This window comes from Synechococcus sp. R5-13, assembly GCF_047462015.1.
GTDB lineage: Bacteria > Cyanobacteriota > Cyanobacteriia > Thermostichales > Thermostichaceae > Thermostichus.
Genome location: NZ_JANSIL010000038.1, coordinates 1 through 12,704, shown reverse-complemented (window position 1 = coordinate 12,704; position 12,704 = coordinate 1). Strand labels below are relative to the sequence as shown.

The window sequence follows — 12,704 nt, the reverse complement described above, 5'->3', positions numbered from 1 at the left end:
AATCGACTCATGCGCAGGCCTATGAATACGGAAAACGCGACCGCAACACAAAACTTATCCCGAGATGGATCCGGGCCTCTCCTGGAGGTCTCCAACTTGAGGGTTTACTATGGTCAGAGTTTAATTGTGAAGGATCTCTCTTTTAAGATCTTTCCCGGCCAAGCGGTTTGCCTTCTGGGCCGCAATGGTATGGGCAAAACCACCACACTTAAAGCCTTGATGGGACTTCTGAAAGACTGCACAGGCAAAATTGCTTTTGAGGGCCGTCCTATCAACCATTACCCTCCCAATTGGCGAGCCCGCGCCGGTATTGGCTATGTACCCCAAGGTCGAGAGATATTTCCCCGCCTAACGGTTGAGGAAAACCTGCTGGTGGGGCTAGAAGCGGCACCGGACAGAGAACGGATCATACCTGAGTTTGTCTATGACCTATTCCCAATTCTGCGTTCTTTTCTTAAACGGCTGGGTGGGGATTTGAGCGGTGGGCAGCAGCAGCAACTGGCCATCGCCAGAGCTTTGGTGGCGGAGCCCAAACTTTTGCTCCTGGATGAGCCCACAGAAGGGATCCAGCCCTCTATCATTATCGAGATCGAAGAAGCCATCAGCCGCATTCAAAAGGAGCGGGGCGTTTCGGTGTTGCTGGTGGAGCAGTATTTTGAGTTTGCCCAAAGCCTAGCCGATTACTTTTATCTTATGGAAAATGGATCCCTTATCATGGAGGGGCCGACTGACCAAATGGACGAAGAAAAAGTCCGAGCTCACCTTTCTATCTGAGGTGGCACCTGGAGAGCCTGAAAACCTCTATAACTTTTTTGAGAGCGGCAAATGGCATCCTGCATGTTCCAGAGACCTTGCCTAAACTTCTGGAAAAGCGAGAAGTCCACCTGCGAGGGGATAGGCTAGGGTTAGCCCTGGGCTTCCTTGAGCAGCAGCGTTGGCTAAGCTAGAAACTGTTCAAGATTGCGCTAGCTTGCCATTTCCATCCACAGGTTTGTGTCTCCTCCGATTCACTTCACTGCAGAGCCCTGGCTGCACACCTACAGCGAAATTATCGATGTGCGCTCTCCGGCAGAGTTCGCAGAGGATCATTGGCCGGGAGCCATCAACTTGCCTGTACTCTACGATACAGAACGGGCGGAGGTGGGCACGCTCTACAAGCAGGTGGATCCCTTTACAGCCCGCAAACGAGGGGCAAGCTTGGTGGCCCAGAACATCAGTCGCCACTTGCAAACCCATTTTGCCGATAAAGATCGCGATTACCGGCCCCTAATCTACTGCTGGCGGGGAGGGCAGCGCTCTGCCAGCTTGGCATTGGTGTTGTCCCAGGTGGGCTGGCAGGTTACGGTTTTGCAAGGTGGCTACAAAACCTACCGGGCCTGGGTGCGCCGACAGCTGCAGATCTTGCCCCAGGAATTTACCTACCGAGTGCTCTGCGGACCAACAGGGAGCGGCAAAACCCAGTTGCTTCACCATCTGCGCCAACAGGGATCCCAAGTCCTCGATCTGGAAAAGCTGGCCTGTCACCGGGGATCCCTCCTGGGGGCCGAGTGGGGGGTGCCACAGCCCAGTCAGAAGAGCTTTGAAAGTCAACTGGTGCAGGTTTTTCTCCAGTGGGATCCCGCCAAGCCAGTCTGGGTGGAGGCTGAGAGTGCCAAAGTGGGCCAGCTCCATCTGCCGCCTGCCCTTTGGCAAGCCCTTACCCAAGCCGACTGTGTCGAAGTGCAGTTGCCTCTAGAGGAGCGGGTGAAGGGGCTGATCGCCCATTATCCCCACTGGATTGCTCACCCCCAAGCGCTGAAGGAAAAATTGCTGCCTCTGAAGTCCCGTCTTGGCCAGGCCCGCCTGCAGCGTTGGTTTGAGCTGATCGACGCCCAAGACTGGCCGCAGTTTGTGCAGGAGTTGCTAGAGCAGCACTACGACCCCACCTATCGACACGGGCTGCAGCAAAACTTCAATCGCCTTCGGGCCTGGATTGAGCTGTCTGACCTTTCCGAGACCAGCCTCAGGGAAGCTGCTGCTCGCCTCATCCAGATGCCGCTTGGATCCCTGGCTAGGTGAGCACGATAAACTCCAAAGCCCGCAACACCTCAAACCACTCGGAAACTTCCAGCCGAACCGTGGAATCGGCAATCCACCGGCAGCCGGGATAAAAAGACTTGCGGTAGGCCCGAGCGGGATCCTTGTAGTCCACTTCCAATTGAAAGTGATCCGGCAGTGGGCGAGGACGGTAGGCCGACAGCCGCCTCAGGGATCCCTCTACACCTTGGCGGATGGCCTGTAGAACCTGCTGCGGATGTGGCGTAATGACCGACTGGCCTATCCCTTTGTGGGTGACCACCGTCTCGATGTGGGCGTCATAAGCTTTCGCTGCGGCACACACCTCCGCATCTCCGGCTACAAACACAACTGGGACTCCCTCATAGGCAGCCGTGAGGCTGACCAGGTGAAACTCGGCGATGGCCTGGCCGTTCAGCCGGATTTGGCTAACTTCGGTGGTGTAGGTGTGGGCGAGGGGGTTGGCAGCAGATCCGGCGCGGGCATGATAGCCGATTAGGAGCAGGGCATCGTAACTGCGATCCAACTCTTGCACCATACAGTAGGGGTGGCCGCTCCAGCCGCGGATGAGTTGCACCGGCTCCGGCAACCGTTCGGGGATGAGGTTTCGCCCTGAGTCATGGGCATCTTTGACTGTGATCTGCGTGGCTCCGGCAGCCAGGGATCCCTCACAAGCCGCGATCACTGCTCGGGTCATCTGCTCTCGGAATGCCTCGTAACCCGGCTGGCCGATGGTGGCCTCATCCCAATGGCTGATGCCGGCAATCCCTTCAATATCGGCACTGATATAGACCTTCATGCTTGGCTCAGTAGACTCAGCATTGGATTCTGTTGGGCTTCATCCACCCTCGGATGCCGCTCAACATCGCTCTGGGCAAGGGATCCAAGCCGTTATTTCCCTTGCGAAAATTGCCCCCGGCTCTGCTGTGGATCCCTTCCCTATTCTCAAGAAGCTCGGATGAAGAATAAAGACTCCGTCCCGCTGAGGGGATCAGAGAGCCACCAAAGAAGCAGATACCCCCTGCTGTAACTCCGACAACAATGAGGCCGGACGCCCCTTGTAGGGCCAGGCAAAAGCGTGACGAAAGGCTGCTTCCTGGCAGTGTTTGAGCTGCTCGAAATCGATGATGTCGTGGGTCAGCAGGTTCTCGTACTCAAACGGCAGGCGTACATTGTGCAAGCCGGCGTTGTCGGTGCAGATGGCGATATCCACCCCCGCCTCAAAGCAGCGGTCAAAGACAATCTTGAGGGGCTCCAAACTGGGCAGGGTTCCCGTTTTTAGATAGGTGGTGGGACAAACTTCTAGGCATTGGCCTCGCCGTGCCAGCTCCGGCAGCAATTCTGGATAGTGGAGGGGGATCTGAATGCCGTGGCCGATCCGCGAGACATAGGGCAGCAACTGTGGGTAGCAGCCATCCAAAGTTTCGTACAGGTGGGCAGTGGTTTTCAGGCCCCGGGCCAGCGCATACTTGAACAGCTCAATCCACTCGTCCATCCGTTCACCGTAGGGCTTGTCTCCTCCGGCCAGGTCGATGGCACACACATACTCCGACTCGGCGGCAGCTTCCACCATGGCTCGGTTGATGTGGCTGGGCAAGCGCGAGTGCAAACAGACGATCTGGGTGGTGACGATGGGATACTCTCGCTGCTGGCTGGCCTGCCCCACCGTCTCGATTACCTGGCGCATCTGCTTGAGGCGCTCCGCCTCATCCAGGCTGGGATCCGTGCGTAGGTAGGGAGTGTAGCGAATCTCCAGGTAGGCCAGATCCTCAAAGACATAGGCTCCCCGCAGCAGGCGGTAGATAAAATAGGGCAGGGTTTCCAGGGTCTGCACCTGTTCCACCAGCGTGTGCAGCTCCAGGTAATCTTCGAGGGTGTTGCGCGGGCGGGTGTAGAACTCCTCAAACTCGGCATAGGTGGGAAAGCGCTCCGCCACAGGGGATCCCTGGCGGTGAAAATAGCGCCACAGAATTCGGGGGACAACCGAACCGCCCAAATGACGGTGCAACTCCGCGTGAAGTGCCATAAACGCTCTACAGTGGCCCGCCAGGGGGCAGACTTGGTTTGTTTAAGTACTATTTCTACTCTTATCCTACTCTTATCCAACCGCCTCAGGCTTGTCCAGGTCTAATCCCGCAAGCCCGGCTAGAAGTTTAGATCGTCAAGCCGATCCCCTGCCCATCGTGATAGGCGGCCAGCAGTAGGTCGGTGGTGGTATCCCAGGCAATCTCCCCCGAGCGCGATAGAGCAATGGCCCCAAAGGAGCGGCGACGTTGGCGGGCCTCTTGAAAAGACTTGGCCATGGCAGCCTTCAGGCTGAGGCCATCTTCCACTCGAATCACAATCCGCGCCGCCAAGCTCTCATCCAAAATATCTTCCCCGACACCAGTACAACTGACCCCCGCCGCCGCACTGGCATAGGTTCCCGCCGGAGTGGCCGAATCGCTCACCCGCCCCACCCGTTCAAACCCCCGCCCGCCGGTGGAGGTGCCGGCACAGATTTGCCCCCGTTGATCCAGCGCCACCGCCCCCACCGTGCCCATGGCCAGAGCAGTGAGAACCCTAGTTGGGGGATGGGTTTGGCGCAACTGCACCCACTCTTGAACCCGCTTGAGAGTGGCCGGGTCATAGACCGGCAACTGCAGCTCCCGCGCCAGCTCTGCTGCCCCTTGTTCGGCCACCACGCGATCCGGGCTTGATTGCAGAGCCTGGGCCATGAGGATGGGATGCTGAACTCGGCTGACGTTGATCACCCCGCTAAAAGACTGGGTGGCCCCGTTCATGAGAGCGGCGCTCATGCGGATTTGCCCATCCGATTGCAAGACCGACCCCGTCCCGGCATTGTAGAGCGGATCATCCTCCAGCAACTGGCAGGCATGCATCACCGCCGCCTCGGCACTCTGCCCAGCCAACAGCAGCTCGTAGGTGCTCTCCACCACCTGCTGCAGGGATCCCCTCACTTTTTCCAGGCTGCTTTCCCCTTCCAGGGCGCTGCCGGCTCCGCCGTGGATGATCAGTTTGGGCTGAGGCATGATGAGATCGGTTACCTTGTGAGAACAGTGGAAGACTATATTTTGATTTTCGGGTACAACATCCACCCATGCATCTGCTCCATCCCAGGGATCCCAACGCAAAGGGAGAGGGAGCCTTAAGATAATCCTGTAGATTTGCTAAGCATAGATACTCAAGGGCGATTCTGGTAAAGGAAGGGCGATTCTGGTAAAGGGCTGTCGGATTGCAGCCGGCAGGGATCCCCCTGATGGTATGGCACAAGCGAGGTTACATCCATGGCGCTGCCCAGCTTGCACGAGTTTCCTTGGCTGACCACGGTCATCGCTTACCCTGTGTTGGCCGCCCTATTTATTCCCCTGATCCCAGCACCGGCTGGGGATCCCAGTACCCGCGCCTACGCACAAAAGTTGGCCGAGCGGATCCGCTGGTTTGCTTTGTTCATTGCGGTCACGGATCTGCTGATTCTGCTGGCCGGCTTCTATGTCGGCTACGATCCCGGCCAGACGGGCTTGCAACTGCTGGAGCGCTACACCTGGGTACCCCAGGTGGGCTTGAGCTGGTCGGTGGGGGCTGATGGCCTCTCCATGCCCCTGATCCTGCTCACGGCGTTTATCACTACCCTAGCCATCTTGGCCGCTTGGCCGGTCACCCTCAAGCCTCGCCTCTTCTACTTTTTGATGCTGGCCATGTATGGCGGGCAGATCGGGGTGTTTGCCGTGCAGGACATGTTGCTTTTCTTCCTGATGTGGGAATTGGAGCTGATCCCGGTGTACTTGCTCCTCTCCATTTGGGGTGGGGCAAACCGCCTCTATGCGGCCACCAAGTTCATCCTCTACACGGCCCTCAGCTCCCTGTTTATCTTGGTGGCAGGTCTGGCCATGGCCTTCTACGGGGATCCCATCAGCTTTGACATGACGGATCTGGCCCACAAGACCTATCCGCTCACCTTCCAACTGCTGATGTATGGGGCCTTCCTCATTGCCTATGGGGTGAAGCTGCCCATTTTCCCCTTGCACACTTGGCTGCCCGATGCCCACGGCGAGGCCACTGCGCCGGTGCACATGTTGCTGGCCGGGATCCTGCTCAAGATGGGGGGCTATGCCCTGATGCGCATGAATGCGGGTATGCTGCCGGATGCTCATCTTTACTTTGCGCCGGTGCTGATCGTGCTGGGGGTGGTGAACATCATCTTTGCCGCCCTCACCTCTTTTGCCCAGCGCAACCTGAAACGGAAGATCGCCTACTCTTCCATCAGCCACATGGGCTTCGTGCTCATCGGTATCGGATCCCTGACGGAGATCGGCATGAGCGGCGCCATGCTGCAGATGATCTCCCACGGGCTGATCGGGGCCAGCCTGTTCTTTTTGGTGGGGGCCACCTACGACCGCACCCATACGCTGGAGCTGGAGGAAATGGGCGGCGTTGGCCTGAAGATGCCCAAGATCTTCTCCATGTTCACCGCCTGCTCCCTGGCTTCGCTAGCCCTACCCGGCATGAGCGGCTTTGTGGCCGAGATCATGGTGTTTATCGGCATGGCCACCACCGATGCCTACTCTCTCCCCTTCCGGTTGGTGGTGGTTTTCCTGGCAGCAGTTGGGGTGATCCTGACCCCCATCTACCTGCTGTCGATGTTGCGGCAGATTTTCTTTGGCCCAGAGAACAAAGAGCTCACCGAACACGAAGAATTGGTAGATGCTGAGCCACGCGAGGTGTTCATCATCGCCTGCCTGTTGATCCCCATCATCGGCATTGGGCTCTACCCCAAGCTGGTGACCAGCCTCTACGACCAATCCACCAACGCCTTGGTGGCGCTGCTGCGGCAGGAGCTACCTCAAACTGGTGAGACGGTTGCCCAAGCTCCTGCCCTCTACAACAACTGAATGTTGAATTTGAATTGAGAATTGAGGGATGGAAGGAGATCCACTCTTTTTCTATCCCGCATTGGACTTGTGGCTCTCGCCAGCTTGAACTTGCATCCAGCCGAACAAAGTTGCGATTGTCAGTTGGATCCCTTGGGCAAACGCAGGAGTGGGGATCACCTCTTGGGGATCCTCATGCACCGTCGGCTGCTGCCCGGCAGGGTAGGCGAAAACAACCCTTTCTTCGGGATCCACCACCCATCCCATTTGGCAGCCGTGGGCCAAACCGATCAGGATTTTTTTGACCAGCTTCATTTGATTTTGATTGGGAGAGAGAATCTCGATCATCCAATCAGGGCAAAAGGGGATGAGATTTTGAATGGTGCCATCTTCATCCACAGGGATCCGATCCCAGGCGATTACAGAAATATCCGGTACAATCGCATATCCGGCGAAGGTGCAGCGCAGCTCTGGAAATGCCATTCCCAGTTGAGAAGGCTCCAACATCTCGTTAATGAAGCTACCCAGTTTTAGTTGGAGACGGCTATGTTTTCCCTGTGGCATGGGCTTCTGGATAATTTCTCCTTTGATGAACTCGCTGGCGGGCTGAGTTTCCGGCTGTTGGAGAAAGTCTTCCAGAGTTAGAGGCTTGGCAGATAGACTGACCATGGCTTTCTCCCATCACGCTGCTATCCGATTAACAATAGACTGAGAAAGTATCAAAGCTGATCAAATCAAAACAGATCCCTGTCACGTTGTTGCCAAGTCATTTGGCGGTCATAAGGGCTTTTGCCGGAAAACAACCCCATCAGCGGCCCCAAAATGGCCCCAAACACAAAACCGCCCGCATGGGCCCAGTAAGCAATTCCCCCACCCTGCATACCGATATTGGTAGGCGTCTGTAGGCTGGCAATGCCGTAGAAAGCTTGCTGGATGAACCAAAAGCCTAGGAACACCCAAGCCGGAACGTAGAGGGTTGTGATGAAAATACCCAAGGGCACCAGGGTCAGAATCTCGGCCCGTGGAAAACGCAAAATATAGGCTCCCAATACGCCAGCAATAGCGCCGCTTGCCCCCAGTGAAGGAATGGGGGATCCCATATCGAAAAACCACTGCGTTAATGCAGCCAAAGCTCCGCAAGTCAGGTAGAAGATGAGGTAGCGCACATGGCCCAAGCGATCCTCAACGTTGTTGCCGAAAACCCACAAAAAAAGCATGTTCCCGCCAATGTGGAGAAAACCCCCATGCAGAAATTGTGAGGTGAATAGGGTTACCCATTCTGGACGCGACGAAGAGGTGATCTCCCCTCGAAAACTGGCCGTCAACTCTATCGGTACCACTGCCCACTCCCGGAAAAAAGCTGCCAGCTCTTGTGGCGACAGGGTTAGCTGGTACAGAAAAATTAAGATGTTAACGATCACCAGGGCATAAGTGACATAGGCTGTGCGGGTGGTTGGGTTGCGATCTTGCAGGGGTACCACAGTTAAGATCCAGTCGACGTCACCCTCTAGCCTAACCTGTCCTTTCCCACCCCCCCAGGCTCACCTCTAAGCCCCTACCTGAGGCTACACTAGGGTAACCTGCTGGGAGCTTTGCTGGTGAACCTATTTCAGTTTTCAGTCAAGCCCGCCCGGCAGAGGATAAACTGCAAGGCTGGACTAGAGGAGTGGATTGATGCCCGAGGTTGAAAGCGCCACTGCCCCGCTCAAGTTTTTGATCGTCGAAGATCATCCAGAGGTGGCCCAGAACAACTGTGAGTGGCTGCAACGGATTGCAGCCGATGCTCAGTGCATTACGGTCACCAATCCCATGGACGCCATCCTGCGCCTGCAGCGGGAACAACCAGACTTGGTTGTAGCCGATCTGCTCTACGGTCAAACCAGCGGAGAGCAGTCTGCCGAGCCTGGCCTAGAGTTCCTGCGCCATATCTTTGAGAACTACCCCACCTTGAATGTGATGGCCTATTCCAGCGAGCCGCTGCTGCTAACTCCATTGGTGGGCCTGATCAGCAAACACCAGGGTGGGTTTGCCGCGGTCAACAAAATGGAACGGCGCACCGTGTTTTTGGAGGGGGCCAAAAGCGCCCTGAATGGAGAATTGCGCATGCCGCGGGAGTTGCGCGGTCTTACGAAGCTGACGGAACGAGAAATTGAGGTCTTGAATTTGCTCTGCAAAGAAGCCCTCACCGACCAAGCCATTGCCGATCGCATTCACACCAGCAAGAAGACCGTACAAAACTGTATCCAGAGGCTCAAAGAAAAGTTGGATATTTTCGGCTCTGAGGATGAGATCAATGCTCGCGTTGCCATGTGTATGACAGCCGTTCAGAAAAAGATTATCCAGTGGTGAAACAGAATAGATTATGAGTTTGTCTCTAAACACTACTTTGGCATAGATTGCCAATGGAGCTTATCCAAGAAGTGAGGGGGGATAAGTGATGTTATTAGAGGCCGAGACAAAGCTGGTACGGGATAAGTCACTGGGATACCTCGTAACAACAGAAGAAACGCCAATCGAGAAATGGAGCCCTTTTACTTTGCTGATGCGTGTTGTGTCGGTATCTTTATCTACATTGCTACTTATTGGACTTCCTATCTTCGCAGTTCTATCGGCAATACTTTCTGCCTTAGGGACATGGATCCCTAGCACTTTGGCCAGTGGCATACCTCCTATTGCTATGGCTTTTTCTGGATTGTTGGGTGGTTTATCGATGCTTCTTTGGTACTATTGGTACTCAAATCAACCCTATAAATCTAGGGTTGTTATTTTGAGCAATGGCTTCATTTATCATGACATCTATCGTGACATCCTAGGAAAGCAGAACAGACTTGCCTATAGGTATAACGAAATTGTCTCAGTGAACGTGGACTTCAGAAAGAAGAGTGTCGGTTTTGTCAAATCAGAATGCTACCCATACTACAGCTACTACATCAATTGCCAAGGAAATCCTGTCGTATCTATATCTTCCCCGTCTTTGCCTTTGATGAGGTATGTAGCCAGCTACATTTGCTCCACGCGCTGGAAAGGCATGAGAGAAGCAATTGAGCGTGGACAAGAGGTTTCATTTGGATGCGTTGCCATAAGTAGGGAGTACGTTAGAGTCGAGGATTTCGGTTCTTCAGAGCGATTGTTATTTAGGATCCAGGCTATCAAAGAGATTAAGCTGTGCATTGATAGTGAGGATGGTTACGTATTCCGCCTGGAGTTTATCTCAGGGTCTAGGTCAACAAAGAGCTCTGATTGTTACTTCCGCTGTGACAAGGTAGATAACTTCCATCTATTTTTCAAGACACTCAAGCTTGTGGGTATCCCTATGAACCTTTCTGAGCTTCCAGCACGTCTCACCTTTGAGAATCATATTAGACAGGCAACAGATGGCTAGACACCAACCGAATGGAGGAGGCACCGATCTTTGGGTACAGCCTTTCCAGGAGATAAGCGAGGTAGTACTGCACGGCAAAGACAAAGAGCACGCATGAGGAAAAAGCAGGCTTCCATAGCTTCCGCCTTTATTTCCTCGAGACGACTGGGCGCCGGACAGCTTTCAACTTGGATCAGTGGATCCCCAGTGCAGAGGCAAACACACTGTGGCCCACAATGGCCTCTACCACAACACTTATGGCAAACCCCAGCATGGCCAGCCGTCCGTTCCATCGCTCGGCCTTCTCCGTCCAGCCAATCTCCCACTCCGGCGGGGTATCGCCATCTTGACCGTACTGCGGCACATACCGCGGGCGACCGGCGCCTTCCCAGCCAGCAGGGCGCTTGGAGTTGAAGAAAGCCATCGAACCAATCACAACAGCGGCCACCAGCCCGGCCACCATGACGGCAATGTAGGGGAGGAAGGGATTGTCAAGCATCATCGGACTGTCGAGATAGGGATTGAAGGGTGAAAAAGCTCCCAAAAAGGGTAGAGCTGTAACATCTCAAAGCCGAAGAGAAAGTCTGTGAGATGTCCAATGTGGCTCTACCGAAAAGTTCTTCGACAAATTATTGCAGGTTATTGCAGACCTAGCCACTGGGCGAGAGTGCTGGCAAAAACACTGTGGCCCAGCACCGCTTCTGTAGCAATGCTGATCACCAAGCCCAACATGGCCAAGCGTCCATTCCAACGCTCCGCTTGCTCTGTCCAGCCCGGAATCCAGTCGTTGGTGGTGTCGTAGTACTGGGCAACAGAAGCGGAGTCCAGACGAGAAGGGATTCTGGGAGACGATTGCATTGCTAATACCTCGTATTGGTTGCTGTAACCAAACTTAACACAAAGTTACATTTTGTGACAAGCTTCGCTTTCAGGTCAGGGAGGAAGGGATCCCTGGATGCTGGAAGGGATTGGGCGGATGGGTTTGCCGAAGGCTGGCCGGAAGCGATGTCATACTGAGGGAAGCAGGCTTTTTGCGCAGACCATGGCGGTATCCCCCCTTTCTTCTCTCAAGCTTGACCATTCTTTCGATCTGGCTGCCCAGGTGCGGTCAGATTTTCCGATTTTGCAGCGCCAGGTCAACGGCCACCCGCTAATCTACTTTGACAATGCCGCCACTTCTCAAAAGCCACTGGCGGTTATGCAGGCGATGGATCATTACTATCGACACTGCAACGCCAACGTGCATCGTGGGGTCCATACGCTGAGCAACGAAGCCACAGATGCCTATGAGGGAGCGCGGGAAAAGATCGCTCGGTTTGTGAACGCGCCTTCTCCTCAGGAGATCATCTACACCCGCAATGCCAGCGAAGCCATCAATCTGGTGGCCTACAGTTGGGGCTTGAGCCATCTGGAGCGGGGGGATGAGATCGTCCTCTCGGTGATGGAGCACCACAGCAACCTAATCCCGTGGCAATGGGTGGCCCAGAAGACGGGAGCCCACCTCAAGTTCATCCAGATCACGCCAGAGGGAGAGCTGGATCTGGAGCACTACCGGTCTTTGCTCAGCGACCGCACCCGCTTGGTGGCGGTAACCCAGGTCTCCAACATGCTGGGATCCATCAACCCCGTTCAGGAGATTACTGAACTGGCCCATCGTTACGGAGCCAAGGTTTTGCTGGATGCCTGCCAGAGCGTGCCCCACATGCCTGTGGATGTCCAGGCGCTGGATTGCGATTGGTTGGCCTTTTCGGGGCACAAGATGTGTGGCCCAACGGGGATTGGCGTCCTCTACGGCAGGCGGGAGCTGCTGCGAGCGATGCCCCCTTTTTTGGGTGGGGGAGAGATGATCGCCGATGTGTACTGGGATCACGCCACCTATGCGGATATCCCCCACAAATTTGAAGCCGGTACGCCGGCGATTGCCCAGGCGGTGGGGCTGGGGGCAGCCGTAGATTACTTGAGCCAGATCGGTCTGGAGCGGGTTCATGCCCATGAACAAAGGTTGATTGCCCACCTGTTGGACGGGATCCAGCACATAGCGGGTATTACGGTTTATGGCCCCAAGGATCCGGCGCGACGGGCAGGGCTGGTCAGCTTTTCGGTGGAGGCTGTCCATCCCCATGACCTGTCTACTTTGCTGGATGAGCAAGGCATTGCCGTTCGAGCGGGGCACCACTGCACTCAACCCCTCCATCGCTATTTGGGAGTACAATCCACTGCCCGAGCCAGTGTTTACCTGTACAACACGTTGGCGGAGGTGGATCGCTTTTTGGACGTGTTGGCAGAAGCGGTGGAGTTCTTCGGCGCTGCCCTAAGCTAGGGATCCGGGATAGACCTCTGAAGAGATGAGCATGCCTCTAACCCCCAAAACCCTGAACTTTGCTGAATTTACTGAGCTTTAGGCGGTTTGGCAAAAG

13 protein-coding genes are annotated in these 12,704 nt (G+C 55.4%); 6 read left to right on the top strand and 7 right to left on the bottom strand.

What is annotated here, in order from left to right; genetic code table 11:
- Positions 1–9 precede the first annotated feature (9 nt).
- Together urtE and mnmH are read left to right on the top strand one after the other, a co-directional pair.
- Positions 10–774, top strand: a complete 765-nt coding sequence (gene urtE / locus NW840_RS03340; RefSeq protein WP_414331328.1) for an urea ABC transporter ATP-binding subunit UrtE — start codon at positions 10–12, stop codon at positions 772–774.
- A 219-nt stretch (positions 775–993) separates the two neighbouring features.
- Entirely contained in the window at positions 994–2,058 is a 1,065-nt protein-coding gene (gene mnmH / locus NW840_RS03335; RefSeq protein ID WP_414342393.1) for a tRNA 2-selenouridine(34) synthase MnmH, read from the top strand.
- On the opposite strand, the gene NW840_RS03330 is transcribed toward mnmH, so the two are convergent.
- The 3 genes from NW840_RS03330 to NW840_RS03320 all read right to left on the bottom strand — a co-directional run bounded on the left by NW840_RS03330 (position 2,051) and on the right by NW840_RS03320 (position 5,087).
- Positions 2,051–2,854, bottom strand: a complete 804-nt coding sequence (locus tag NW840_RS03330) for a M55 family metallopeptidase (protein ID WP_414342392.1) — start codon at positions 2,852–2,854, stop codon at positions 2,051–2,053. The genes mnmH and NW840_RS03330 overlap by 8 nt on opposite strands.
- Positions 2,855–3,046: 192 nt before the next feature.
- Positions 3,047–4,081: an adenosine deaminase gene (locus NW840_RS03325; protein ID WP_011433593.1), complete on the bottom strand. Its 1,035-nt coding sequence runs from the start codon at positions 4,079–4,081 to the stop codon at positions 3,047–3,049.
- A 127-nt stretch (positions 4,082–4,208) separates the two neighbouring features.
- Positions 4,209–5,087 carry an isoaspartyl peptidase/L-asparaginase gene (locus NW840_RS03320; RefSeq protein ID WP_414342391.1) on the bottom strand — a complete coding sequence of 293 codons (879 nt, stop codon included), beginning with the start codon at positions 5,085–5,087 and terminating at the stop codon, positions 4,209–4,211.
- A 255-nt stretch (positions 5,088–5,342) separates the two neighbouring features.
- On the opposite strand from NW840_RS03320, the gene NW840_RS03315 reads away from it, so the two are divergent.
- A complete protein-coding gene (locus NW840_RS03315) occupies positions 5,343–6,947 on the top strand; it encodes an NAD(P)H-quinone oxidoreductase subunit 4 (RefSeq protein ID WP_414331642.1) in 1,605 nt (534 codons plus the stop codon).
- Between the two features lie 51 nt (positions 6,948–6,998).
- Here the strand turns inward: NW840_RS03315 and NW840_RS03310 are convergent, their stop codons facing one another.
- Together NW840_RS03310 and NW840_RS03305 are read right to left on the bottom strand one after the other, a co-directional pair.
- Positions 6,999–7,595 carry a Uma2 family endonuclease gene (locus tag NW840_RS03310; RefSeq protein ID WP_414342389.1) on the bottom strand — a complete coding sequence of 199 codons (597 nt, stop codon included), beginning with the start codon at positions 7,593–7,595 and terminating at the stop codon, positions 6,999–7,001.
- 65 nt (positions 7,596–7,660) lie between these two features.
- Positions 7,661–8,407: a rhomboid family intramembrane serine protease gene (locus NW840_RS03305; protein ID WP_414342387.1), complete on the bottom strand. Its 747-nt coding sequence runs from the start codon at positions 8,405–8,407 to the stop codon at positions 7,661–7,663.
- A 193-nt stretch (positions 8,408–8,600) separates the two neighbouring features.
- On the opposite strand from NW840_RS03305, the gene NW840_RS03300 reads away from it, so the two are divergent.
- Positions 8,601–9,275 carry a response regulator transcription factor gene (locus tag NW840_RS03300; protein ID WP_414342386.1) on the top strand — a complete coding sequence of 225 codons (675 nt, stop codon included), beginning with the start codon at positions 8,601–8,603 and terminating at the stop codon, positions 9,273–9,275.
- An 88-nt stretch (positions 9,276–9,363) separates the two neighbouring features.
- Entirely contained in the window at positions 9,364–10,308 is a 945-nt protein-coding gene (locus NW840_RS03295) for a hypothetical protein (protein ID WP_414342385.1), read from the top strand.
- Positions 10,309–10,480: 172 nt separating this feature from the next.
- On the opposite strand, the gene psb35 is transcribed toward NW840_RS03295, so the two are convergent.
- Together psb35 and NW840_RS03285 are read right to left on the bottom strand one after the other, a co-directional pair.
- Positions 10,481–10,789: a photosystem II assembly protein Psb35 gene (psb35, locus tag NW840_RS03290; protein WP_414331646.1), complete on the bottom strand. Its 309-nt coding sequence runs from the start codon at positions 10,787–10,789 to the stop codon at positions 10,481–10,483.
- A 137-nt stretch (positions 10,790–10,926) separates the two neighbouring features.
- The gene (locus tag NW840_RS03285) at positions 10,927–11,145 is read right to left on the bottom strand and encodes a hypothetical protein (RefSeq protein ID WP_011433585.1); all 219 of its coding nucleotides are present in this window, start codon (positions 11,143–11,145) and stop codon (positions 10,927–10,929) included.
- Positions 11,146–11,329: 184 nt separating this feature from the next.
- On the opposite strand from NW840_RS03285, the gene NW840_RS03280 reads away from it, so the two are divergent.
- Positions 11,330–12,607 (top strand): cysteine desulfurase, encoded by a 1,278-nt coding sequence (locus tag NW840_RS03280; RefSeq protein WP_414342384.1) that lies wholly within the window; start codon positions 11,330–11,332, stop codon positions 12,605–12,607.
- Positions 12,608–12,704: the final 97 nt, after the last annotated feature.